The sequence below is a fragment of the Aminobacter niigataensis genome (assembly GCF_946995915.1).
In the GTDB taxonomy this organism is placed as follows: Bacteria; Pseudomonadota; Alphaproteobacteria; order Rhizobiales; family Rhizobiaceae; genus Aminobacter; species Aminobacter niigataensis.
Window position 1 is genome coordinate 4,665,259 of record NZ_OX341517.1, and the last position, 22,546, is coordinate 4,687,804.

Genomic DNA, 22,546 nt, shown 5'->3' on the forward strand with positions numbered 1-22,546 from the left:
CCATTGGCAAGCGATGCGAATTGTCGCGCCGCATTGGGCCCAAATTGCGGTGGGCAAGTTATGCCGCCCTTTCCCGCATCATGCTTTCAGCCTATAGCGCCCATATGACGAAAACCATCTACAAGATCTCTCCCGAACCGATGTGGCGTGAGGCCGAGCGGAGCGGGATTTTCAGTGGCGCGCCGGTGGACCTCGCCGACGGTTTCATCCACTTCTCGACCGCCGACCAGGTTGTCGAGACGGCGGCGAAACACTTTGCCGGGCAGGACAACCTGCTCCTGGTGGCCTTCGACGCCGGCAGGCTCGGTCCAGCGCTGAAATTCGAAGTCTCGCGCGGCGGAGCCCTGTTTCCGCATCTTTACGCGCCGCTCGAAACCGCCGCGGCCAAATGGGTCCGCCCCCTGCCTCTGAAGGCCGACGGCAGCCACGATTTCCCGGAGCTTGAAGCATGAGCGCATTCGACCGGCTCGGCCGCCACCTGCTTTTCAGCTTCGACGCCGAGGCCGCCCACGGCCTGTCGATCAAGGCGCTGCGCTGCGGTTTGCCGGTCGGTGGCCGCGCGCCGCGGGACAAGCGCCTGCATGTGAAGGTTGCGGGTCTCGATTTTCCCAATCCGCTCGGCATGGCCGCCGGCTACGACAAGAATGCCGAGGTGCCCGACGCCCTGCTCGGTCTCGGCTTCGGCTTCGCCGAGGTGGGCACCGTCACGCCCCTGCCTCAGGCAGGCAATCCCAAGCCACGCATCTTCCGCCTCGTCGAGGAAGATGCGGTGATCAACCGGCTCGGCTTCAACAACGAAGGCCATGACGCTGCCGAAAAGCGTCTTGCCGCCCGTGCCGGACGGCCCGGCATCGTCGGCGTCAACATCGGCGCCAACAAGGACAGCACCAACCGCATCGGCGACTACATCAGCGGCGTGAAGCGCTTCGCCCGCCATGCCTCCTACCTCACTGTCAACATCTCCTCGCCCAATACGCCGGGCCTGCGCAACATGCAGGCGCGCGAGCAACTGGCCGAGTTGCTGGCGAGCGTCATGATCGCCCGCGCCGAAGCGGGTCATCCGGTCCCTATCTTCCTCAAGATCGCGCCCGATCTGCACGAGGCAGAGTTGGAGGACATCGCCGCCGAGGTGACCGATAAGGCGATCGACGGCGTCATCGTCTCCAACACCACGATCACGCGCCCGGCCCTGCGCAGCCCGACCCACACCGGCGAAACGGGAGGCCTGTCGGGCAAGCCGCTGTTTGCCCGCTCGACGGCGGTGCTGGCCAGGATGCGCAAGCTTATGGGCCCACAGAGCGCCATCATCGGCGTCGGCGGCGTCGACTCGACCGAGACGGCGCTCGAAAAGATCCGAGCCGGCGCCGATCTCGTCCAGCTCTACACCGGCATGGTCTATGCCGGTCCGTCGTTGCCGGCACGCATCGTGCGCGGCATGTCGGACTTCGCCGCTCGCGAAGGGCTCAACAGCATTTCCGAATTGCGCGACAGCAGGCTCGATCAGTGGGCAGCGGCACCGCTCTGAAACGTCGCCCGCGCCCGCGGTCCCAGGATCGCAAGCAGGCAGACGCCGCGGACGATCAGCAACAGATGCAGCGCCGCCCATAGGCCGTGGTTGCCGAAGGCCGGCGCCAGCGTCATCAGCGCCACGACGAACACGACCAGCGACAGCACCATCATGTTGCGCATGTCGCGCGACCATGCGGCGCCGATGAAGATGCCGTCCATCTGGAAGGCAAGCACGCCGCTCAGCGCGGTGAATGCCGCCCAGGGCAGGAAGGCGATGGCCGCGACCCGCACGTCCTCGGCGGTCGAGATCAGCGCTATCAGGTCGGCGCCGAAGACCATCAGGACCGCCGTCATGGTGCCTGCCAGCGCAAAGCCCCAGATCGAGCAGAGATAGACCGCCTTGCGGAACGCCGGCTCGTAGCGCGCACCGACGGCGCGGCCGGCAAGCTGTTCGGCGGCAGCGGCAAAGCCGTCGAGGAAGAAGCCTGCGGCGATGAAGAAGTTCATCAGCACCGCATTGGCGGCAAGCGTGACCGTGCCGAACTGCGCGCCCTGGCGGGTAAACAGGGCAAAGGCGACGAGCAGCGAAAGCGACCGGATCATGATGTCGCGGTTGAGCACGAACAAGTGCCGGAAGGCGCCTGCGTCGAAGATGCGCCCACGCGCCAGCCGCGGTTGCCGCGCAAAGCGCCGCAACAGCACGACAAACCCGATCGCCATGCCCGCCGCCTCGCCGGCGACGGCAGCCCAGGCGACGCCCTCGACGCCCCAGCCGAGGGTGAGGCCGAGCAGGAGCGACAGCGCGATGTTGACGCCGTTCAGGCTCGCCTGCAGGAAGAGCGCAAAGCTGCCCTCGCCGCGCCCGAGCACATAGCCAAGGATCGCGTAGTTGACGAGTGCGAAGGGCGCACCCAGCATGCGGATGCGGACATAGGCGTCGAGCGTCTCGTTGACGCGTGGCTCGGCCGACATGAACCACTGCCCGGCAAGCGACGTCAGCGGCGCCGTCAGCGCCAGCACGATACCGGCAATGATGGCGATCACCACCGCACGCCAGAATACGGCCTGTTCTTCGGATGCATCGTTGCGGCCAAATGCCTGCGCCACCAGTGCGGTGGTGCCGGCGCGCAGGAAATTGAAGCTGGTGAAGACGACGTCGAAGGCGACCGCGCCAGCGGCGAGCCCGCCGAGAAGCGCGGCATCGCCGAACTGGCCGACCACGCCGGTGCCCACCAAGCCGATGAAGGGCGTCGTCAGATAGGCAAGGGTCATTGGCACGGCAATCGCCAATACCGAGCGGTTGGTGACGGAAAAAGGCGTCACGCGGCCCTCTGGCGATGCGCTGTCCAACGAAAATCCTCCTCCGGCCCTAATCTCCCGCTCGGGCACATGCCCCGGTTTCCCCAGCACCGGCAACCGTTTATGTATCGGGTCCAACCGATTTCGCCCCGCTGGTTCAGCCCCTTCCATGCCGCTTCAGATCGTCAGCCACCCCGACTATGAGGCCGGCTTCGCCCCGGACCATCGCTTTCCGATGGGCAAGTACCGGCTGCTCATGGACCGACTGGATGCCCTGGAACTGTCGGCCGGGCTCAATCGGCCGGAACCGATTTCGCTGCACTGGCTACGCCTCGCGCATGAGGCCGGCTATGTCGATCAAGTGCTGAGCTGTACCGTGCCGGCTCGCATCGAACGCGAAATCGGCTTCCCCGTCGGCGAGCGGGTTTCACGCCGCGCCCAGCTTGCCGCAGGCGGCACGCTGCTTGCAGCACGCCTTGCGCTACGCCATGGCATCGCCTGCAACGCCGCCGGCGGCAGCCATCATGCCAGGCGCGCCCAGGGTGCCGGCTTCTGCACCTTCAACGACGTTGCCGTGGCATCGCTGGCGCTGCTCGCGGACAGGCTGGTGGAAAACATCCTGGTGATTGACCTCGACGTCCATCAAGGCGACGGCACGGCGGAAATCCTCGCCGGTCATCCCGGTGTCTTCACCTTCTCGATGCATGCCGAGAAAAACTACCCGGTGCGCAAGGTCACCTCCAGCCTCGACATCGGCCTGCCCGACGGCACCGGCGACGATGCCTATCTGGATATGTTGGCGGACGCTCTGCCGCACCTCTCACGTCGCCCGCCATGGGACATCGTGTTCTTCAACGCCGGCGTCGATCCTCACAGGGAAGACCGGCTCGGCCGCCTTTCGATGAGCGACGAAGGCCTGCGCCGCCGCGAACGCATGGTCATCGCGCATTTCCGCGCGGCCGGCATCCCGCTGTGCGGCGTAATCGGAGGCGGCTATTCGCACGACATCGAGGCCCTGGCCCGCCGCCACGCCATCCTGTTCGAGACGGCCGCCGCCTTCGCCTGAGCCTATTTGCGGTAGCTGAACAACCTGAGAATGATGAAGGCCGGGATGACGATCGCCGCGCCCAGCAGGAAATAGCCGAGGAAGCGGTCGATGGCACGGAAGCCCATGTGCCAGATGTCGAGGAAGAAGTTTCGAATGCCGTAGAGCACGTCGTAGGGCGACCAGCCGAAGGCGCTCATGACGATGCCGACGAGGAAGGAGATGACCAAGAGCTTGATGAACACCCGGAAGGGGGTGTCACCGAGAAAACGCGCCAATCCGGACAAGCTCAGTCTCCTGCGATTCTAGCCTCACTGGAATATCGCGTTTGCGGAGCGGACATCAAGGTCGGCTGCACCCATTGCGCACTGCTCCGTTTCCCGATTGCCCAACCGCATCTGCGATGCTAACCAAGTGCCCGCGCGGGTATGATGTAATGGTAGCTTGTCAGCTTCCCAAGCTGAACGCGCGGGTTCGATTCCCGCTACCCGCTCCACCTTGCGCCACAAGGCTTTGAGCCGGATTTCCACACTGCCGAAAATAGACGGTTTTACAGGCAGTTTTACAGCTTACGTTCTCTTTCTGGCCTCATCGAGCTTGCGGATTCGCTCCTTGATGGCGGCACCGCGGCTGACATAACGACGAATAATCTTGGCGACCTGGTCTTCGTCCCAGGCCATGATCTCGGCGATCTCGCGCTCTGTCAGGCCGGCGATATAGAATTTCGTCGCCGCGGTTCCGCGCAGATCATGGAAGTTGAGGTTCTCGCCGTCAGGCCAGGCTTCCTGCTTTGCCTTGACGAACGAACTGCCCAGCCCGTCCTTGACCCATGGCCGCTTCTTGCTGCTGGTCAGGATGACAGGCGAATGGCGTGGTATCCGGGCGAGAACGTCGCGGAGCGCCTGATAGAGCGGGATGACCGCTTCGCGCCGATGCCTGCTCTTGCCCGTGGTGATGACGATCGCGTCCTCGCCGACATGCGACCAGGACAGGCGGATCAGGTCGCCGACGCGCAATCCGGTGTGGGCTGCCAGATCGACGGCGTGGGCGACCTCGGCCGAGCACGTTGCCTTGAGATGCGCGATGTCGGCGTCGGTCCAGATGATCTCTGCCCGAGATCCTGAGTAAAGCTGCTTGATCCCTTCGCATGGGTTGGTGGCGATCTTGCCGAGCGGGTCGACGGCATAGGACAGGACGCGAGAGAGGACTTGCATTCCATAGTCGGCAGCGCGCGGGGTCTCGGCATAGCCGCCTCGCCATTTGCGAATGAACGGCCTGATCTTTTCGGGCCTGTCGAACTGCGCGATGCGCAGGTCGCCGAAGTGGTCGGAAATCCGATCCAGCCAAGGGCCCCAATTGCGGCGGGTCGAATCGGCAAGTTCCTTGTAGTCCTTGCTCGCTTTGTATCGGATGACCAGGGAACGGAATCTGTTGCTGTCCGGGGCTGATTTCGATTCGACTGCCTCGTTGTAGGATGCCTGGAACTGGGGCGTGCCGGGCTCACCCGTTATCGCTGGGCCGCCGCGCCAGGCGTAATAGTAGGTCCGGCCCTTGGCCTTGACCGTGTGAAGCCCCTTCAATTCAACCATGACCATGTCTTGCCTCGAAAGCCGCGAGTTCGCGATCGAGGTCATCTTCATCATCGCCGGAAGGCTTCGTAAAGTGCCAGCGGTGAGTTCCGTTCGGCATGATGTCGAGCGCCGCCGGCTCAACGCCTGCCTCTTTCAGCACAGCCAAGGCGGTCCTGAGATCATTGGGCCGCATGAAGGGGCGCCTGGCCATCAGCTTTCTCCCCGATTCGATAGCTCGAGCAGAACGTCGACGTGACAGGGCTGATCGAGGACCTCCCGATTGTGGATCATTATTTTAGGAACGATGCGGGCGATGGCCAGTTTGGCATCCAAGAGCCAAAGAGGAGCAGGCCAAATGGCTGGACCGAAAAAGCCCATTCCAGACGAAGACATGCCAAACCCGCTGCCGTCGCCTGAGCCGAGACCAATTGAAGAACCGCAACCTGACCGCCTACCGGATGAGGAACCCTTGCCGAATCCAGATGAGGTCCGAGTACCGCCCATGCAAGCCGCAACTCCGCCTCGGCCGGTACCCGATCCGGGTCCACCGACACCTCCGGGACCTTCACCGGATCCGGGACCAGATCCAAATCCGGTCCCAACGCGGAACGAATTTTCACGCTGGTTGAGGCGGAGGCTAGCCATGGACTATCTCCACCTGCGTTAGCGCAGCGGGTTTGCCGGCCATCTTCAGACCCTCAACGGCATGATGACGAAGAGCGGCTTGAGGCCGTGTTCGTCGGCTTTATAGGGCTCGACCAGTGCGGGCGCGCCAGCGTCGCCGAGGTTGAAGATCAGTTGCTCGCCCTCGGCCGCATTGAGCATGTCGAGGCAGTAGCGGCCGTTGAAGCCGACCTCGACGCCGTCGCCCGCCAGATATGTGATGACGGCATCCTCGGTCGCGCTGCCGGCATCGGGATTGTTGGCGGCGAGCGTCAGAAGTCCGTCAGGCGAGAAGGAGAATTTGACGGCGCTGCCGCGCTCCGACGAGATGGTGGTGACGCGGTCGACCGCATCGGCCATCGCCTTCTTGTCGACGGTAAACTGGTTGGGGTTTCCTTGCGGGATGACGCGGGCGTAATCCGGAAAGGTGCCGTCGATCAGTTTCGAAACCAGCGTCCCGGCAGGCGTTGAAAACCGGATCTTGGTGCTCGACACGCTTATCGACACGTCGCCTTTGTCTGCAAGCAGGACCTTGAGCAGGCTGACTGTTCGCCGCGGCACGATGATGCCCGGCATGCCTTCGGCGCCATTTGGCAAAGGCGTACGGAACCTGGCCAGCCTGTGGCCGTCGGTTGCGACAGCGTTGAAGAGTGGGGTACCGGCGTCTTCGCTGGCGTGCCAGTGAATGCCATTGAGGTAGTATCGGGTCTCTTCCGACGAGATAGCGTAGGTAACGGTGCCGAGCATCCGCGCCAGCGCGCCGGCTTCGAGCCCGAAATGGTGGCTGAAGTCGCCTGCCGACATCGACGGAAAATCGTCGGCCGGCAGTACTGGCACGCGGAAACGCGAGCGGCCGGCCGATATGGCGGCGAAGTTCTGGTCGACATCGAACAGGATATCGACGGCCTCGGGCAGTTTGCGCACTGCGTCATGCAGCGTGCCGGCCGGCAGGGTGAAGCTTGCTGCCGACGTCGCCTGGCAGGCCACCTCGGCGCTGATCTCACAATCGAGATCGGACCCGGTCAGCCTCAGGCTCCCCGCCTCGACGGCAAAGAGCAGGTTCTGCAGCACGGGGATGGTGCTGCGGCGCTCGACCGCCTTGCCGGCGAGCGCTAGCGCGGGAAGCAATGCCTCCCGCGCGATGGTGAAGCGGGCGCCCTTGCTCACGCCGCCATCTCCGGGGTGCCTTCATAGGTCGGAAGGTCGGTCTGGGCGCGGACATCGGCGAGCGTGTTGCGCACGTGCTCGGTGATGAACTGGTCGGGGCGGTAGATCTGGTAAAACCAGGTGATGTTGCCGCCCAACGTGCGATAGCGCAGTCGGACCGGGATGCGGATCTTGTCGCCCATGAAGAAGGGCGCGATCGCGAGCATGAACAGGCCGGGCACCTTGATCGGCTTGCCGTCGGCGCCGTTGTGGGTTTCCTCGAATGCGATCTGGCCCTCGCCCGACTGCAGCGTGGTCGTGTTCTTGACCTTGGTGTCGACGAATACCTGCAAGCCGCGCGAAAGCTCGACGACCTGGGCCGGCGTCGCGATCGAGCATGCGAAGTCCTTTTCGTAGCGGATGCGTTCTTCTTCGGTCGGGCTCGACATCTCGGGAATGCGATCCTCAAGGAACCAGGCGAAGTCGGTCTGCTTCATGACCTCCCCGTTCTGCCGGACCCAGGCCTGCCATTCCTCTGATAGCGGATAGGCATAGTGGATACGGTGCTTGCCGCGGTCTGCGCGGCCGGCCTGGGCGTTCTCGTGATAGTCGATGACTGTCGTTAGCGACGGCTTCTTCCAGTCCATGTTGGCGAATATCGCGCTGTGCTCAGTCTTGTGGCGATTGGTCAGCTTGACCAGAGATTCGAAGGTTTGCGCGATGGCCTGTCCAGCCTTGCGCTGGGGACGGTCGCGGTAACTCTCGAAATGTTCCGCAACGGCGAGAACTCCAGGCTGACTGCCGCGGCGCAGCGCCACCGGGATCTTGTCGGGCACGCCAACCATGCCGGCAGGCTTGTCGATCATGACGATCTCGATGCCCTCGGCCTTGGCTCCGAGCTGTGCGGCAATATCGAGATCGATACCAAAGGGCGAAAGAGATTCGAGCGTGGCGAGTTCGGTAGATGCTGGCTTGTCGTTCATGGTCGCAAAGTCCTTTCAGGTTTGAGGGAAAGTCAGGAGGTGCGTCGCTCGCCCGCGTCGCGCGGGCCTGCGAACATGTCGGTCTGCTGGGGGTGCTCCGTCGACAGAGAGCCGTCCTCGGTGACCCAGTAGAAGGATGTGCCGCGCGGCGCCTTCGGCACCTTGGTTTCGATGCCGGCGGTGACAGTCACGGCACCAGCCTCCACCTCGAATTCGAGCGCCAAGGTGACCTTGCCCTTCACCTTGGATTTGCGGCCCATGATCTCGCCGAGATCCTTGAGCTTCGACAGCGTTTCGCTGATATCGTTGGAAAGCTGGGCGGCAAGTTCACCGCCCTCGAGCATGCCGATAATGACTTGCGCATCGCGAATGCGTTTCATGGATATGTCCTCACGGTCGTTTCGCCCGCCTGTCAGTTTGGCCGAAACGGAGGTGTCGGCGGGCTGACCTCCGGACGGGGCGGTCGATCACGACCGGCCCGCAGTCGCGGGCTAGAATGGGATTGCGTCGTCGCGGTCATTGGCCGTCAGTACGGCGTCGGCAACCGTCCGGATCGCGGACAACGACGCCTCAGACGCATCCAGCCTTCGCTTGAGGCGCGCGACTTCGCTGCGTTCCTGGTGGAACCAGGCGCGGTACTCATCGCGGGCCTTGATCAGGTCGGCGATCTCTTTGTTGATGGCCGGCTTGGCCGACTTCGCCAACTGTGGTGGCGTTGGTGTCTTGGGCATTTTTTCGCTCCTAGAACGGGATTTCGTCATCGAGATCGCGCGAGGCGAAGGACTGGGTTTCCTGATTGCCTCGCTCCTGGCGAGTCGAGCCGGTCGATGCCGAGCCTCCGCCCTGCGAGCCGTAATCGTCAGGTCCGGTCGCTGCCTGCCGTCCGCTGCCCTGGGGCAGCAGCTTCAGTTCGCCGTTGAATTCCTTGAGCACGACCTCGGTCGAATAGCGGGGCTGGCCTGCCTGGTCTTCCCACTTGCGGGTGCAGAGCATGCCTTCGAGGTAAACGAGGTTGCCCTTCTTGAGGTACTGCTTGGCGACCTCGCATATGCGCTTGTTGAAGATGACGACCTGGTGCCATTCCGAACGCTCTTTCTTCTCGCCGGTCTGCTTGTCGCGCCAGACTTCGGAGGTTGCGACGCGCAGGTTGACGATTGGGTCGCCGCTGTTCATTCGGCGGATTTCGGGATCGGCGCCGAGGCGGCCCATCAAGGTGACGCGATTGATGGAAGACATGTTCAGCCCCTCGCCACGATCCCGAGATAGCGCTCGAGGCGGTCGGCGAAGGCTTCCTCGGCCTTCATCGCGCCCCATGGCTTGATGGCGCCGGTGAGCTTCGGCGCCGGCAGGTCGTTGCGTGCCAGCGGCACCGCGGCGCGAGCGCCGTAAAGTACCCTCGCCTCGGCGACCAGCATGCGTTCATCCATCTCGGCGACGACGCGGCGATAGTGCGGCATGGTTGCCAGTTGCGGGATGCCGGCGGCCTGATAGATCGCAATGTCGATCCTGGCCTTCGCTGCCTCGATCGCCTTCCTGAGCGCGTCGGCGGCAAATCTGCGCGCGATGCCCTGCGCCGACAGCTGGTCACCAAGCAGGAGGCCGACCAGCAAGGCCATCGGCCGGCTGATGTCGCCGACCAGGTATTCGTGCCCGTCGTGGAGCAGGAAATATCCCGCCAGCGTGGTGTCGCCGGTTTCGTTGAACAGCGCGTCCGCGCCCATCACGCAATGCTGGCCGACCGAGTAGGCAATCGCGGTATAGCGGCCATTGAAACGGGCGATCTTGGACAGCCCGTTCGCCATCTCGGCAAAGACGATGTGCTCGGCGCGCGGGTCGGCCAGGTCCATGATCGACCCGTCGGTCATGAAATTGGGGACCTTGATGTCGGACATGCGGACGGCTGCGGTCACTGGGCCACCTTCTGATGGGCGGCCGATGCCTGCAGGGCGGCAGCAACCTTGAGGCTGATGTCCTTGCGCGAGCGCGGATGCAGCGGCAGGCGGTTGAGATAGTCGCGGAGCTTGTCGAGGCAGCGCTCGCGCTGGCCCGACCATGGGTCGAGAAGATGCGAGCCGCGCGCCGCGCAATACTGCCCCCAGGCCTGGAAGAGCGCCTGCGTCTCGGCAGTGCCGGCAGGCAGCGGCAGCCGGTTGGGAAGCGGCGAAACTGCCTTGGCCACCAGCTCGGCCAACCGGTCGGGCTCGGGCCTGATCTGGCGGGTGCCGCGTTCATTGGCCAGCTGTTCGGCCTGACGATGATGCTCGGTGATCTCGGCCGAGGTGAAGCCCTCGCGGATCAGGTCGCGAAAGGTCGGGCCGCCATTGCCGAGGGCGGAAAACTCGCGCATCGCCTCGGCCATTTCACAGGCGCGCGGATGCGGGCTTTCGTCCATCTCGGGAAAGGCTGCGCGGATCTGCGACGACGGGCGGATTTCAGCGTGCATGGCTGACGGCCTCCTTCAATTGCTTGATTTTCTTGATGATGACGCCGGGCTTTTCCGCTTCGGCGCAGGCGCGCGCGGACCTGGCATCTGCAGTGTCGGTGTCGAGGTGCTCGCCGTCGGCGAAATGGATGCGGAAGGCTGTCATCACAGCGCCCCGACGACGAAGGCGACGACGACGAGGAAGGCGCATAGCCAGGCAAGGCTGGCGAGGTCCTTGGCCAACGTGTCGTCGACGACCGTGGGTGCAGGCGCCAGGCGCTTGCAGCGGCTGTCGAAATCGCCAAGATAGCGGGATTGGGGGAGATTTTTCAGATGAGACGGGTTTTGATTGGCGCGGCGGCGCTCGTAGCGGCTTGGACCGGGGCCGCGGCTGCACAGGATTCTGGTCTGCTCGCTTTTGAGCTTGGCGACGTGATCGGTTCGGAGCGCGGTTGCAAACTCCGCTTCGATCAGTCCGCGATCGAACGCTTCATCGAGGCCAATGCGCCGAATGCCGACATGGGGTTCATGTCCCAAATGAACGGTGCGGCCGATATCATGGCGGACAAATTCTCCGGCTTCACCGCCTCGCAGAAAACTGCGCATTGCACCCAGGTACGCCGCGTCGCCAAGGCCAACGGCTTCATTGACTAAGTACTTTTCGACAGGGGAAATACGAGAATGGCGATCGTCGTCGGCGTTGTCTTGATGCTGTTTGGAGCGTTTCAGCTCATGGAAGGGTACAGTCTGCTGCGGGGTGCAGAGTCCGCCTTCCATCAGATTTATTCCGGCGTGACCACGCTCGGAGGCATCGTCCTTCTGACCGGCGGCGCCATCCTGGCGAGCATCGGCCACACAGGCTCGCTGGTTGGCCGATTTGGCAAAGATTTGCCCGAAGTCCGCAAGGAACTGGCCGAGTTGCGTGCGATGGTTGCATCGAGCGTTCCGGCTGTCGGTCGCCCTGCACCGGCTGTTCCGGTCGAGGATGGGATCAATTGCCGCGAATGCGGCTACACCAACCCGCGATGGAGCCAGATTTGCCGCTGCGGGACTAAACTGAGTTGAAGGCACAGAACACTCCATCGACTGATGCGATGGAGTGGACATTGCCAAATAGGCAAATTCTGGTCAACAGGTTTTTGTCAAATAGGCAAATTTTGCCTAGTTGGCGCTACTCCGCTGCAGTCATCTTCCTGACCAGGGTGCTGCGCGCGGCCTCGGAGAGCTTGCGCCATTGACCAGAGCGAATGACTGACTGAATTGACGCGACCCAGTCCAACCGCACTCCCCTGATAGGAGCAGCGTTGTGGCTTTCGAGGTCGTAGGTACCTTTTTCAGCGCCACGCACCACACGTTTAAGATAGCGATGGCCAGTTGCCGTTTTGACTGCGGCTTCCCATCCTAGGACCTCTTCAGCAATGATCCCCTGGCGCCAGCAGATTACGATGTCTCCATCGTCGTAGCGGGGCCACATCGAATCTCCCGCGACCTCAAAAGCAATCGCTCCTTCGGGAACCGGAAACATAGTTTCGATTTCGTACAGCCCTTCAGGCGGCACCTGTTCATCATCCGGAGTAATTTCAGCCCCCGCGCCAATACGACCCATCACAGGTACAGTATTGCTCGCCGTGTGTTCACGCTTTGCTAATAGCTCTTCCGGCGCCACCTTGAAGGCGTGAGCGAACAAATTCATGTTCTTCACCGACAGGTTCCTCGCACCACTTTCCAGTCGCCAAACGTACGACACCGAGAGCCCGGTCAATTCCGCGACCTTTTCGATAGTCATGTCATTTTCCTCGCGGAGTTCCTTGAGGCGATTTGGTAGCGGTTGAGTTTCCATCTCACCAAATTTGCCTGTATGGCAAAAACGCTCCAGAGCCAAATAGGCAAAATTTGCATTGACAGAATTTTGCCTATTTGGCAATTTGACCTCCATGAACTCGTTTTCAAGCTATCTCAAGGAGACGGGCGAAAGCCTCTCCACCTTCGCTGTCCGGATCGGGCGGGTGCCAAGCACGCTCACCCGAGCGCTCAGTGGCGCTCGAAATCCGAGTGTTGACCTTGCTCGCGATGTCGAGCGCGGCACCGGCGGAAAGGTCTCGGCAAGCCAGTTCATCGCCATTTGTCTTGACGGCCCCTCTCCCGCCGTCGCGGCCGGCCCATTGGGACCCCACGCCCGGGCCGGCCATCCTCATACCGGGGCCGACGCATGACCGGCCCCTCCATCCATACCCCGAGGGCGGTCAGGTACGGCTCGCAAGGCCCCCTGCACCTGTTGAGGCGCGGCAGCCGCATGGTTGTCGCAGGAGCGATGCTCGCCGCCCGCCACCCCAGCGCCCGGCAGGCCTTCTGGTCTGTCGGGCAACCTGGTTCCAGTCCGTGAGTATGTGACGCGGGTTTTCATGCCCGCGATCTGACACCGCCAAAGCCTTTCCCGCCACGGGAAAACACGCCGGGTTTTCCCGGCGCGGGAATTCTTTTGTCTTCCGGAGCCACAATGCCCGCCAATGCAGATCTTCGCTTCTATCGTATCAAGGCTGCACAGCGCGACTTGATCGCCATGGCCGGCGGTGTCGAGCGCGCCGCCGATGTCACGTCCTTTTCCAAGAGCGTCGTCGGCCGCTGGAACCACGCCGCCGACCATGACCTGATGCCGATCTCGGCGGTGCTGGCTCTCGAGGCCGAGTGCGGCGTGCCGCTGGTCACCTCGGCGATGGCCGATCTGAACGGGCGTCGCCTCGCCGATCCGGACGCCATGCAGGTCGCGACCGGTAACATTCTTGCCCGCCACGCCGAAACTTGCAGGCACGCCGCCGAGCTTATGGCGACCGGAGCGGCATCTTTTGCCGACGGCAAGGTGACGCCTTCCGAGGCGGCCGAGATGGACCGCGCCGCCTCCAGGATGGAGCACGGGCTTGCCGAGCTGCGCAAGACGCTCGCCGGCGCACGCGCCGGTGGCCTCTCGATCGTCGAAGGAGGGGCGAAGTGACCTGGTCGCAAGAAGCGCTCGACCTGCTGAAGTCGCTGGTCGACGAAGGCCAGAGCGCCGGACAGATCGCCGCGCGGATGGGTATTTCGCGCAGCGCCGTCGTCGGCAAGATCCATCGCGCCGGCGGTGCACTGGGCAAGCTCGCGCGGCCTGCAGGCTTCCAACGCAAGACGGCATCCAAGTCAGCGGTTCCCGGCACTTCCATAACCAAGGCGGCCAAGCCGGCGATTGTGCCCGCGCGTGCCATTGTCGCAGCGCCGCCGATGGCAATGTCCCGTCCAGCGCCGCTGCCGCCGCGCAGGGCCGCCGACATCATCGTCGTGCCGATGCCGTTCTCACGCGCGATCAGCCAGGGACGCTGCCTGTTCTATGCCTGCGATGCCTATGCCCCGCCGAGTGCCGAAATGCTGGTCTGCGGCTGCAAGCGCGCACTGGTGCGCGGCAAACCCTATTGCACCGACCATCTGGCTGCCGAAACCGAAAGGGTCGCGGCATGACAACCCCAGTCATTTTCCTCGACGGGCGCGTGACGCTGCACGTCGGCGACTGTCTTGCACGCCTTGCCGAGATGCCGAGCGACTCCGTCGATTGCGTTGTCACATCGCCGCCCTATTGGGGGCTGCGCGACTATGGTGTCGACGGTCAGATTGGGCTCGAAGTGACGTTGAACGAGCACCTTGCTGTCATGGTTTTGGTGTTCCGAGAAATCCGACGTGTCCTGAAGCCAAGCGGCACACTCTGGATCAATTACGGCGATTGCTATGCCGCAAGTCCAAACGGGCGATCAGCCGCAGACACGAAAGCGAGCGGTAAAGACGACCGTACGTTCCGCGACAAACCCTTCTCGACCATAGGCGGGACACTGAAGGCCAAAGACCTCTGCATGGTGCCGAACAGGTTGGCGATTGCGTTGCAGGAGGATGGCTGGTGGGTCCGCTCCGAGATCGTCTGGGGCAAGACCAACCCGATGCCCGACAGCGCCAGGGATCGCCCCGGCTCGGCGCATGAAAAGATCTTCCTCCTGTCGAAGTCAGCAAGGTACTGGTACGACGCCGATGCTGTTCGCTTTGGACTGCGTCCGAAGACCCTGACGGTCTATGGCACCGTTCGCACTGATGTCGAAGACGACGGCAGCGGCATGGTCAAGAAGGCGAACATGGCTGCCTCGATGCCTGTTCGTAAGCCCCGCAAGGTGAAGGTGCCGGGCGGCTGGGACACCGGCGACGGCGGGCACGGAAGTATCCACCGCGACGGGAGAGCGGCTCCGGAATATCGCGATGCAGCCATTGAGGGCCGCAACCTGCGCAACTACGAGCCGGCGGCGCTCGCTGTCTGGCCTATGGCCACCCAACCTTTCAGTGATGCCCACTTCGCCACGTTCCCGCCCGAACTTGCCGAGCGCTGCATCCTCGCCGGCTGCCCCAAAGGTGGCCTTGTTCTCGACCCTTTTGGTGGTGCTGGAACTACCGCGCTTGTCGCGCTACGGCACGGTCGGCTCGCGGCCCTGATTGAGCTCAACCCTGACTACGCCGAGATGTCACGCCGCAGAATCGAAATGGAGTGGCGGGTTCGCCCCAAACCCGGCGTCAGCGATCTTGGCCCACTCTTCAGCGAGGCGGCGGAATGATGGCCGCCACCCGCCCTCAGTTCAGCCCGGCGGCCTTGCGCAAGGCGTCGTTGAGACGCGTCTGCCAGCCTGGCCCGCTCTCGCGGAACTTGTCCAGCACATCGGCGTCGAGCCTGAGCTTGATCGCCTCCTTCGGCCTGGCCAGCGGCGGCCGACCGCGTCGGCGCATCAGATCGTCGGCGGGAGGATTGTCCGGGTCTGCGAGCGCATTCGCGGTAATGGCGGCGTCCTCTTCCGGGGTCATCTCTTCCAGCGACTTCAGGGCGCGGAGCCGAGCTTCCTCGATCTTCGCCCGCGAGACCGTTTCATTTGAGACTTTTGACATAGGTCCGAACCTCTCTGTCGTTGGCCTTGCGCAGCGAAATGACGTGGCAAGCCTCGCCGCGCATGGTGAAAACGAGGACGTGAAGGCGGCTGCCGATGAAACCGAAAGCCACCTCCCTCACCTCGCCGTATTCCTTCCGGTCGTCAGTCGCAACCATTGCGGTGTCGAACTCGAAGGTTTTCGCCTGCTCGAAGGAAATGCCCCGATCCGCAACGTTGCGGTCGTTCTTGGCGGGGTCAAAGGAAAAGGAGCGCGGCGTTTTCATGGATTTAATGTACCCCCATTAAATCAAAAGAGCAAGTATTTTTTGGGGGTACATAAAACTTTCTTGCGAGGGCGGCTTTGACTGTCTCGCCAGCCTTCAAGTCCGATGCCTACGAACCAGCGCTCATCGATTTTCAGGTGTTTGCGCTGTTTCTTGAGGCGCGCCGTATCGCGCGAGCCAAGACCGATCTTCGCGTGGCGCGCGAAGCGGGCGTCGAGCTTGACGCTGTGCAACGCGCTGCCCGCGCCCGCAATCCCGGCGCCTATCAGTTCTTCGCCTTGTGCGACTGGATCGGCGAGGAGCCGTCGCTCTTCCTGAAAAAGCCGGGCTTCCTGAAAAAGGCAGGGCACCATGGCTGAGCGGCTTGCCGAATACGATTATCGCGCGCTCGGACGCCTGGCCCGCCAGAAGCTCGAAGCGGATGGCCGCGGCTGGCGCGTCAACGCCGCCGAGATCGGCGTCACCTCGCCCGACCTGTCGCGCCTCGCCAACGGCCAAGCGCTGTCGGCGGCCAAGGTCATCGCAGTCTGCGACTGGCTGCAGGTCTCCTTCCGCGCCTTCTACACCCCCGCCACCCGAACCATCGAACAGCGTGAAACGCCCGAAATGTTTCACGGGAAGAGCACTGAAACAGAAAGGGCCGCACATCATGGCTGATGTCACGAAACGTGTTTTCTGGCTGCAGTTGCAGTCCGGTCATGGCGACCGCTCGATCGCCTACAGCCTGCCCTTCGAGGTGGCGCTACCAAGTGTCGAAGCGATTTCCGACCAGCTCATCCGCGCCGGCGTCGTGGCCGGCAGCAAGCTGACGCTGGTCGACGACGGCAAGGGCGGCAAGCTGATCACCGACCGGAAGGGCTTTTCCTTCGGAGTGTCGGGCTTCGTCTCGGTGCAGGACTATTTCCGGCCCGTATGGGAGCCGCAGGAATGAGGCCGCACCTTAAGGCTCCCCCTGCCGGCCCAGCCTTCGGCACGCCTGCCAGCATCGTGCCGGCGCGGCTGTTCGCTTTGCCGCTGGCCATGCAGGCCGAGGGCGTGCGGCTGCTGTTCGAGATGGGCCAGACCATGCGCCAGGTGCAGGAACGCACCGGCCTTTCCGGGGACGCGATCACTCACCTCATCCGCGACGCAAGGCCATTTGTTCGCGACGACTGGGAAGCATCCTGATGACCTGGCCACCGATCGGTAAGTCAAGCTTAAAGGGCAAATTCCGGCTGCTCATCGTGCCCAAAGAGCAGTTCATCCCAGTCCGCGCCGTTCGTATCTCCGTCGCCTGTAGGGGGATGAGGAAGAACGTAGTAGTTCTCACCTTTCCGAAGGTCTGGAACTGCACTCGCCGCCGGCAACTTCGCGTTCGTGAAGTCGCAACGCACGAATTTGTGCCGCTTCAAATCTTCAGCATCTGCACCTCGAATTACACAATTCTTGAACGTGCAGGAGTGCGAATCGAGATCGCTGATGTCGTCGATGGTACACCGGTAGAAATCTACCTGATTGAAAAACAGACCACTATACTTCTCTTTCGCGCTGAAATGTTGGAACCTGAACTCTCCAAATCGATAAATCACACCAACAACACCGCGAATTACCATCCACTCGGACGAGAATACGTCTTCATCTGCTTCACCATCCCCAGTAAAGTAGAGTTCATTGTCAACTACGTAGCCATGCTTCTCGTTGGCTCTTCTGAGGCCCAATATTGCTTGCTTCACCAGCGGCGGCAGATGAGACCTCTGTCCGTTGCTGCACACATAATCAACAAGCAACCTCATTGCGGCCCCATAAAACCTAGGGCTGTCAGCTGCGACTGCCTCAAGGGACGCAATTCCGGCCGAGACCTTTGCAGGATTGCTGTCTGCGATCAGTTCCGCGCCTTTCTGCAACAACGCCGCCAGATTGTTTTCTTCAGTCAGTTCGATCTGCTTTCGAAGCCCCTGAAGCTGGTCAATACTGGTATTCGCTTGCCGAGCGCTGATCAGGCCCCGCCAAACGACAGTGAAGAAAGTAACTGCCGCGATTGCAACGACCCCGAATGGCGCTGCGATCTGCACTCTCACCTGTCGTGCGGTATCGTCATCTGCGCCACCGATCCAGACGAGAACGGCGGCTACTCCTACTCCTATGAGAACTCCGCCAGCGATCGCCAAGCTCAACCAGGTGCTTTCGCGCTCCCAAGCTTCAGGCGTTCGTTGTTGCGATGTATTCATTGCGCGCCTCACGAACTTGCTCCTGTTTTATCCGGCAAGGCTGCTCTTTCCCGCGTTATCCTGACCGTACTTCAACAGGTCGGTGAAGTGTGGAGGCTCGACGGTGTCCGCGCCGTGCCCGGGTGGCCGGCGGAACAGAGCCTCGAGTATGGCGCCGCGATCTTGCTTGGTCGCGGCATCCTGTTCGATCAAGAAGAAATAGGTGTTGAGCATGGTCACTCGCTGACGCGCATCGTCCATCAGCAGAAGCGATCTGGTGTTGTAGCGCACCAACAATCGCAAAAGCCAAACGACGAAGCCGAGCGGAGCGGTGAACAGGACCAGACGTCCCAAGGCGCTAACCGCCGCAGCAACCGCGCTACCGCCGGCGACAGCAACCATTGCTGCCTCCATCGATTTGATGAATTCGATGATGTCTGTTCGGAAGTAGAAAGCCGCAGCAGGAATGCTAGCCAGCACTGCAACGAGGACGAACGCCGAGACGTAGAATGCTATCGACGTCGTCAATGCAACATCGCCCCAAAGTTTGCGCGCCTGGTTCAGCCTCAGCCTCTCTTCGAGGGCGTGGTTGAACGCTATCTGCTCCGATTCGATGTCCGCAATTCTGTTCACGAAGGTAGCCCCAAGCTTCGCATTCTCCTCATTGCGAATCTGCAGGGCATCAATTTGCTGGGTTGCCGCCTCAATGGCTCTTTGACGCTCCGCGAGCTCCGCGTCGAGTTGGCCTACGCGTGCTTGAATCGTCGCGAGTTCTCCGGAAACGGCCTTTCCACCCCGCTCTCCTGCCACATGGATTTCCAGCCGGGCTATGGAGCATCTGACAACCGATCCAAGGGCGCCAATGGTTGCCATATCAAATGGACGCGGGAAAAGCCGCCCGGAGCGCAAATAGCCAGCAATCAGCATTGCGACGAAATCGACCGCGAAAATTGGCGAGGCCGTAGCGTTAGGTTTTGCCTGCTGCGCCGCAGATCGAAAATTGTCCAATTTTTGCGCGGTCATCACCGGAAAAGTGTGCGAGTGGCCGACAAAAAACGTCTCATCTGCGCCTCCGTAAGCTCCGTATCCTCCCTGCTCGACGATCGGCGCCACATACACATTAAAGAAGCCCGTCAGGCCGCCGGCCATATCCGGCATATCATCGACAAGCGACTTCGCAAAAGTGAACACTTGCTGGTGCAAAACCTTCTGTTGCGGAACAGCCGCTTGGGCAGCCTCCTTCGCATGGGGTCCAGTGAACAGCGCAGGCTCAGGACGAATTATCTCAAGAATTGCATCGATCTCGCGTTCGGTCAGGAATTCCCTTGGTTCATTGTCCAGGTCCAGAACTTTAGTCGCTGCCATTCGATAGCCCCTCTGACAACACGCTTGATGACTACAGTACTTATCAGCATGGCTCAAAATACAGATTGGGCAATGAGATGACGACACTTGTCGACACCTTTGTCGAGCAGGCCCGAAGCATCACAATCGAGGTTGCCGCAAAACGGCTGGACCTTACCTTCCGCAAGTCCGGCCATGAACATCCGCAGCCCTGCCCGGCCTGCCATGGCAAGGACTGCTTTGCCTTCAACACCAAGAAGAACAAGTGGAACTGCCGTGCCGGCGGCGTCGGTGGACAGGACGCCATAGGCATGGCCGCGCATGTACATGGCCTCGACGTCAAGAGCCGCGAGGGCTTCCTCGAGGCCTGCGCCATTGTTACGGGTGAAGACATCCCCGAAGGTGGCGAGCGCGAGAGCGACGAAGATCGGGCAGCGCGCCTGGCTAGGCTCGACCAGTTGAGGCGGGATAAGGATCAGGCGGCAGCCCGAACCGCCCAGGCCCAAGCCGACTTCCGCGAGCGTGAGCGCAGGAAGGCGCGCGGCATCTATGAAGCGGCCGAGCCGATCGCCATGCACGGTATAGCGCGCCGGTACCTGGCGGGCCGAGGTTGTGGCATTCCGGCGAAATGGCTGCGCGCCACGGCCGATCAGCCCTATTGGTATGGTGGGGACGACCGCGGCCAGTTGCAGACGCTGCATTCCGGCCCGGCGATGATCGCGCCCTTCATCGACGCCACCGTCCTCGTCATCGGTTGCCATATCACCTGGATCGATCTCGGCCGCGCGCCGAAATTCCGACCGGATCTCTCCGATCCTGCCACCGGCGAATTGCTGCCGACCAAGAAAATGCGCGGCACCAAGAAGGGCGGGTTGATCCCGCTTGCCGGCGATCTGTCCGCCCGGCGCTGGGTCGGCGGCGAAGGTATCGAAAACGGTCTCGCCTTCGGCGGCTGGGAGGGCTTTCGCGACGATACATTCTATTTCGCAGCCGGCGATCTCGGCAATCTCAGCGGCCCCGCCGAGGCCTCGTCGCGGTTTGCCCACCCGACACTTACCAAGCTCGACCGGAATGGGGTCGAGCGGCCGGTGATGGTAGCCGGACCTGTTCCCAAGCTCGACCAGGACGCCGACGACGCCATGTTCGTGCTCGACCATGTCGATGAGCTGGTGTTGCTCGCCGACGGCGATTCCGAGCGCGTCATGACGGCCTCGGCCATGGCACGCGCCCGGGCCCGCCACGCCCGGCCGGGACGGCTGATCCCGATCATCTGGCCGCGCGACGGCCACGACTTTGCAAGCATGGCCGTCTCGGCCGAGGCGGAGGCATCTTGACCAAGAAAAAGACTGGCATGCCCGATGCGGTTGCCGCACTTCTCGATGAGGCGACGCGCCAGGCGCAGGCTGCAGGACTTCCCCGCACCCCTGCCAATGACGATCCGCTACCCGCAGACGATATCGAGGATGGCGAGCCCGGAACCGCGCCAAAGCGCGGCAGCAAGATCGACGTGGGCGTGGTCAAGGCTTGCGCCAGCCTCGACCATTCGGACACCGATAACGCCGAGCGGCTGCTTGCCCATTTCGGCGAGGATCTGCTGGTGCTGGCGCAGTCCAAGGCCCGAAAGGCCGCCTATGCCGTCTGGACTGGCACCCATTGGGACATTGCCACCGGCGAGCCGCGGGCGCTGGCTGTGGCGCAAAATCTTGGTGGGCGCATCGCGCTCGAGGTCGAGTTCATTGACAGCACCCCGGCCGAGAAGGCAGCGATCGACAAGGGTCGCGACGCCATGAAAATCCCGGAGGAAGAGCGAAATGGCGCGATGAAGCGCCTGGCCAAAGCTGCCGAGGCCGCCCTTTCCAATCTCGGCAAACGGCACAAACGGCGCATGGACCATGCCGTCTCATCGAAGAACAAGGGGCGCCTCGAAGCGATGCTGGTTTGTGCGGCGCCGCATATCCAGCGCGGCCCCGATGAATTCAACGCCGACCCGCTGAAGGTGGCGGTGAAGGGGCATACGCTGACCTTCCGCAGGACCACCAGGCAGGTGCGCAATCCGGTCTATGACGATCCTGAGCGCACGAGCGAGAACCCCGACAAGTTCATCGTGGCCAAGGATGCCGCGCTGACCGCGGTCAAGGGTCACCGCAGGCAGGATCTGATCACCCAGGTCGTGCCGGTCGACTATGACGCAAAGGCTGTTTGCCCGAAGTGGACGGCCTTCATGGAGCGGATGCTTCCGGTCGAAGATGTTCGCCGCATGGTGCAGGTTGCCTCCGGCCTCGGGCTCATCGGGCTGACGGTGCAGAAGCTGTTCTTCCACTACGGTTTCGGCGCCAACGGCAAATCGGTCTACATGGAAACGCTGTGTCGCCTGCTAGGCGAGGCTGGCGTTACCTTGCCTTCAGAATCGTTTACCGGCGAGGGCAAGGGCGGCGGTGCTGCCAACCCCGACATGGCCCGGCTGTATGGCCGGCGCTTCCTGCGCGTCAAGGAGCTGCCCGAGGGCGAGGATCTGCGCGAGAACCTGGTCAAGGACCTGACCGGCGGTGAGGACTTCACCGTCCGCGACCTGTTCGAAGGCTATTTCGATTTCAAGCCGATCTTCACCGGTCACATGTCGGGCAATGGCTATCCCAAGATCACCGGTACCGACAACGGCATCTGGCGACGCATGGCGGTGGTGCACTGGCCTGTCACGCTGGCGGAGAGCGAGCAGCGCGAGTTCGAGGAGGTGGTGGCCGAGTTCGCCCCCGAATATCCCGGCATCCTCAACTGGCTGATCGAGGGTGTGATGATCTTCCTGCGCGAGGGACTGATCGTGCCCGATGCCGTGAAGGCCAAGACGCAGGAATATCGCGACGAAATGGACCCGACATCGGCCTTTTGCACACGATGCGTCATTCCCGACGAGAAGGGCGAGATCACCGCCAAGGACCTCTACCAGGCCTATGTCAACTTCGTCGTCGACGAGGGCGGCAAGCCGGTCAACCACACCCGGTTCGGCCTGATCATGAAAAAGAAGTACCGCAAGGTCGACGGCCGCATCGTGCACTATCACGGCCTGCGCCTTGTCGACGTACCGAGGCCAGCCCATCCGAGCGGCGCTGGACACGACGATTACGAGGCGCATCTGCGATGACCGCGCACCTGCCCCGCAACCCCTTTCCGGCTA

At 62.5% G+C, this 22,546-nt stretch carries 31 protein-coding genes and 1 tRNA gene; 14 read left to right on the forward strand and 18 right to left on the reverse strand.

All coding sequences use genetic code 11. From position 1 onward, the window contains the following. The first annotated feature begins 104 nt into the window (after window positions 1-104). Window positions 105-452: a DUF952 domain-containing protein gene (locus tag O1Y97_RS22815; RefSeq protein ID WP_318762474.1), complete on the forward strand. Its 348-nt coding sequence runs from the start codon at window positions 105-107 to the stop codon at window positions 450-452. Beyond that, the gene (locus O1Y97_RS22820) at window positions 449-1,525 is read left to right on the forward strand and encodes a quinone-dependent dihydroorotate dehydrogenase (protein WP_318762475.1); all 1,077 of its coding nucleotides are present in this window, start codon (window positions 449-451) and stop codon (window positions 1,523-1,525) included. Before O1Y97_RS22815 ends, O1Y97_RS22820 begins: the two co-directional genes overlap by 4 nt. Here the strand turns inward: O1Y97_RS22820 and O1Y97_RS22825 are convergent. After that, window positions 1,501-2,859: an MATE family efflux transporter gene (locus O1Y97_RS22825; RefSeq protein ID WP_404801224.1), complete on the reverse strand. Its 1,359-nt coding sequence runs from the start codon at window positions 2,857-2,859 to the stop codon at window positions 1,501-1,503. The genes O1Y97_RS22820 and O1Y97_RS22825 overlap by 25 nt on opposite strands. 118 nt (window positions 2,860-2,977) lie before the next feature. On the opposite strand from O1Y97_RS22825, the gene O1Y97_RS22830 reads away from it, so the two are divergent. Continuing rightward, entirely contained in the window at window positions 2,978-3,874 is an 897-nt protein-coding gene (locus O1Y97_RS22830; RefSeq protein ID WP_318762476.1) for a histone deacetylase family protein, read from the forward strand. Window positions 3,875-3,876: 2 nt separating this feature from the next. On the opposite strand, the gene O1Y97_RS22835 is transcribed toward O1Y97_RS22830, so the two are convergent. Further along, window positions 3,877-4,140, reverse strand: a complete 264-nt coding sequence (locus O1Y97_RS22835) for a DUF6460 domain-containing protein (RefSeq protein WP_108609343.1) — start codon at window positions 4,138-4,140, stop codon at window positions 3,877-3,879. A gap of 135 nt (window positions 4,141-4,275) precedes the next feature. Here O1Y97_RS22835 and O1Y97_RS22840 point away from each other — a divergent pair. Further along, a tRNA-Gly gene (locus O1Y97_RS22840) sits at window positions 4,276-4,349 on the forward strand. A 73-nt stretch (window positions 4,350-4,422) separates the two neighbouring features. Here O1Y97_RS22840 and O1Y97_RS22845 read toward each other — a convergent pair. The 11 genes from O1Y97_RS22845 to O1Y97_RS22895 form a co-directional block, all read right to left on the reverse strand. Continuing rightward, a complete protein-coding gene (locus O1Y97_RS22845) occupies window positions 4,423-5,448 on the reverse strand; it encodes a tyrosine-type recombinase/integrase (RefSeq protein ID WP_318762477.1) in 1,026 nt (341 codons plus the stop codon). Further along, window positions 5,435-5,635, reverse strand: a complete 201-nt coding sequence (locus O1Y97_RS22850; RefSeq protein WP_318762478.1) for a hypothetical protein — start codon at window positions 5,633-5,635, stop codon at window positions 5,435-5,437. Before O1Y97_RS22850 ends, O1Y97_RS22845 begins: the two co-directional genes overlap by 14 nt. 479 nt (window positions 5,636-6,114) lie before the next feature. Next, window positions 6,115-7,254 carry a DNA polymerase III subunit beta gene (dnaN, locus tag O1Y97_RS22855; protein WP_318762479.1) on the reverse strand — a complete coding sequence of 380 codons (1,140 nt, stop codon included), beginning with the start codon at window positions 7,252-7,254 and terminating at the stop codon, window positions 6,115-6,117. Continuing rightward, entirely contained in the window at window positions 7,251-8,216 is a 966-nt protein-coding gene (locus O1Y97_RS22860; protein ID WP_318762480.1) for a DUF2303 family protein, read from the reverse strand. Before O1Y97_RS22860 ends, dnaN begins: the two co-directional genes overlap by 4 nt. Before the next feature lie 32 nt (window positions 8,217-8,248). Beyond that, on the reverse strand, window positions 8,249-8,596 hold the full coding sequence (locus tag O1Y97_RS22865; RefSeq protein ID WP_318762481.1) for a hypothetical protein: 348 nt from the start codon (window positions 8,594-8,596) through the stop codon (window positions 8,249-8,251). A 111-nt stretch (window positions 8,597-8,707) separates the two neighbouring features. Continuing rightward, the gene (locus tag O1Y97_RS22870; RefSeq protein ID WP_318762482.1) at window positions 8,708-8,947 is read right to left on the reverse strand and encodes a hypothetical protein; all 240 of its coding nucleotides are present in this window, start codon (window positions 8,945-8,947) and stop codon (window positions 8,708-8,710) included. Between the two features lie 10 nt (window positions 8,948-8,957). Continuing rightward, window positions 8,958-9,452: a single-stranded DNA-binding protein gene (gene ssb, locus O1Y97_RS22875; protein WP_318762483.1), complete on the reverse strand. Its 495-nt coding sequence runs from the start codon at window positions 9,450-9,452 to the stop codon at window positions 8,958-8,960. Between the two features lie 2 nt (window positions 9,453-9,454). Continuing rightward, window positions 9,455-10,126 carry a hypothetical protein gene (locus O1Y97_RS22880; RefSeq protein ID WP_318762484.1) on the reverse strand — a complete coding sequence of 224 codons (672 nt, stop codon included), beginning with the start codon at window positions 10,124-10,126 and terminating at the stop codon, window positions 9,455-9,457. Then, complete coding sequence (locus O1Y97_RS22885) at window positions 10,123-10,659, reverse strand: hypothetical protein (protein WP_318762485.1); 537 nt, start codon at window positions 10,657-10,659, stop codon at window positions 10,123-10,125. Before O1Y97_RS22885 ends, O1Y97_RS22880 begins: the two co-directional genes overlap by 4 nt. Then, complete coding sequence (locus tag O1Y97_RS22890) at window positions 10,649-10,804, reverse strand: hypothetical protein (protein WP_318762486.1); 156 nt, start codon at window positions 10,802-10,804, stop codon at window positions 10,649-10,651. Before O1Y97_RS22890 ends, O1Y97_RS22885 begins: the two co-directional genes overlap by 11 nt. Continuing rightward, window positions 10,804-11,244 carry a hypothetical protein gene (locus O1Y97_RS22895; RefSeq protein WP_318762487.1) on the reverse strand — a complete coding sequence of 147 codons (441 nt, stop codon included), beginning with the start codon at window positions 11,242-11,244 and terminating at the stop codon, window positions 10,804-10,806. The genes O1Y97_RS22890 and O1Y97_RS22895 overlap by 1 nt, the downstream gene beginning before the upstream one ends. Window positions 11,245-11,319: 75 nt before the next feature. Here O1Y97_RS22895 and O1Y97_RS22900 point away from each other — a divergent pair, with 75 nt between their 5' ends. Next, window positions 11,320-11,703 carry a hypothetical protein gene (locus O1Y97_RS22900; protein ID WP_318762488.1) on the forward strand — a complete coding sequence of 128 codons (384 nt, stop codon included), beginning with the start codon at window positions 11,320-11,322 and terminating at the stop codon, window positions 11,701-11,703. A 106-nt stretch (window positions 11,704-11,809) separates the two neighbouring features. Here the strand turns inward: O1Y97_RS22900 and O1Y97_RS22905 are convergent, their stop codons facing one another. After that, entirely contained in the window at window positions 11,810-12,574 is a 765-nt protein-coding gene (locus O1Y97_RS22905; protein WP_318762489.1) for an XRE family transcriptional regulator, read from the reverse strand. Window positions 12,575-13,135: 561 nt separating this feature from the next. On the opposite strand from O1Y97_RS22905, the gene O1Y97_RS22910 reads away from it, so the two are divergent. Genes O1Y97_RS22910 through O1Y97_RS22920 form a run of 3 tightly spaced genes read left to right on the forward strand, consistent with a single transcriptional unit; the run spans window position 13,136 to window position 15,254 of the window. Further along, window positions 13,136-13,627, forward strand: coding sequence for a hypothetical protein (locus O1Y97_RS22910; RefSeq protein ID WP_318762490.1), 492 nt, complete (start codon window positions 13,136-13,138; stop codon window positions 13,625-13,627). After that, window positions 13,624-14,124 carry a GcrA family cell cycle regulator gene (locus O1Y97_RS22915; protein WP_318762491.1) on the forward strand — a complete coding sequence of 167 codons (501 nt, stop codon included), beginning with the start codon at window positions 13,624-13,626 and terminating at the stop codon, window positions 14,122-14,124. The genes O1Y97_RS22910 and O1Y97_RS22915 overlap by 4 nt, the downstream gene beginning before the upstream one ends. Further along, window positions 14,121-15,254: a DNA-methyltransferase gene (locus O1Y97_RS22920; protein WP_318762492.1), complete on the forward strand. Its 1,134-nt coding sequence runs from the start codon at window positions 14,121-14,123 to the stop codon at window positions 15,252-15,254. The genes O1Y97_RS22915 and O1Y97_RS22920 overlap by 4 nt, the downstream gene beginning before the upstream one ends. 16 nt (window positions 15,255-15,270) lie before the next feature. Here the strand turns inward: O1Y97_RS22920 and O1Y97_RS22925 are convergent, their stop codons facing one another. Further along, the gene (locus O1Y97_RS22925; protein WP_318762493.1) at window positions 15,271-15,579 is read right to left on the reverse strand and encodes a BrnA antitoxin family protein; all 309 of its coding nucleotides are present in this window, start codon (window positions 15,577-15,579) and stop codon (window positions 15,271-15,273) included. Further along, the gene (locus O1Y97_RS22930; protein WP_318762494.1) at window positions 15,560-15,844 is read right to left on the reverse strand and encodes a BrnT family toxin; all 285 of its coding nucleotides are present in this window, start codon (window positions 15,842-15,844) and stop codon (window positions 15,560-15,562) included. The genes O1Y97_RS22925 and O1Y97_RS22930 overlap by 20 nt, the downstream gene beginning before the upstream one ends. Window positions 15,845-15,921: 77 nt before the next feature. Between O1Y97_RS22930 and O1Y97_RS22935 the strand changes: the two genes are divergently transcribed. Genes O1Y97_RS22935 through O1Y97_RS22950 form a run of 4 tightly spaced genes read left to right on the forward strand, consistent with a single transcriptional unit; the run spans window position 15,922 to window position 17,011 of the window. Continuing rightward, window positions 15,922-16,203, forward strand: a complete 282-nt coding sequence (locus O1Y97_RS22935) for a hypothetical protein (protein WP_318762495.1) — start codon at window positions 15,922-15,924, stop codon at window positions 16,201-16,203. Then, window positions 16,196-16,501 (forward strand): hypothetical protein, encoded by a 306-nt coding sequence (locus tag O1Y97_RS22940; RefSeq protein ID WP_318762496.1) that lies wholly within the window; start codon window positions 16,196-16,198, stop codon window positions 16,499-16,501. Before O1Y97_RS22935 ends, O1Y97_RS22940 begins: the two co-directional genes overlap by 8 nt. Further along, complete coding sequence (locus O1Y97_RS22945) at window positions 16,494-16,775, forward strand: hypothetical protein (RefSeq protein WP_318762497.1); 282 nt, start codon at window positions 16,494-16,496, stop codon at window positions 16,773-16,775. The genes O1Y97_RS22940 and O1Y97_RS22945 overlap by 8 nt, the downstream gene beginning before the upstream one ends. Further along, complete coding sequence (locus tag O1Y97_RS22950; protein WP_318762498.1) at window positions 16,772-17,011, forward strand: hypothetical protein; 240 nt, start codon at window positions 16,772-16,774, stop codon at window positions 17,009-17,011. Before O1Y97_RS22945 ends, O1Y97_RS22950 begins: the two co-directional genes overlap by 4 nt. 29 nt (window positions 17,012-17,040) lie before the next feature. Here O1Y97_RS22950 and O1Y97_RS22955 read toward each other — a convergent pair whose 3' ends face one another. Both O1Y97_RS22955 and O1Y97_RS22960 read right to left on the reverse strand, forming a co-directional pair. Beyond that, window positions 17,041-18,051 carry a hypothetical protein gene (locus O1Y97_RS22955; protein WP_318762499.1) on the reverse strand — a complete coding sequence of 337 codons (1,011 nt, stop codon included), beginning with the start codon at window positions 18,049-18,051 and terminating at the stop codon, window positions 17,041-17,043. Between the two features lie 27 nt (window positions 18,052-18,078). Further along, the gene (locus tag O1Y97_RS22960) at window positions 18,079-19,395 is read right to left on the reverse strand and encodes a hypothetical protein (RefSeq protein WP_318762500.1); all 1,317 of its coding nucleotides are present in this window, start codon (window positions 19,393-19,395) and stop codon (window positions 18,079-18,081) included. Window positions 19,396-19,472: 77 nt separating this feature from the next. On the opposite strand from O1Y97_RS22960, the gene O1Y97_RS22965 reads away from it, so the two are divergent. Together O1Y97_RS22965 and O1Y97_RS22970 are read left to right on the forward strand one after the other, a co-directional pair. Further along, entirely contained in the window at window positions 19,473-20,708 is a 1,236-nt protein-coding gene (locus O1Y97_RS22965; RefSeq protein ID WP_318762501.1) for a DUF7146 domain-containing protein, read from the forward strand. Next, on the forward strand, window positions 20,705-22,513 hold the full coding sequence (locus O1Y97_RS22970) for a DNA primase family protein (RefSeq protein WP_318762502.1): 1,809 nt from the start codon (window positions 20,705-20,707) through the stop codon (window positions 22,511-22,513). Before O1Y97_RS22965 ends, O1Y97_RS22970 begins: the two co-directional genes overlap by 4 nt. The last annotated feature ends 33 nt before the right edge of the window (window positions 22,514-22,546 follow it).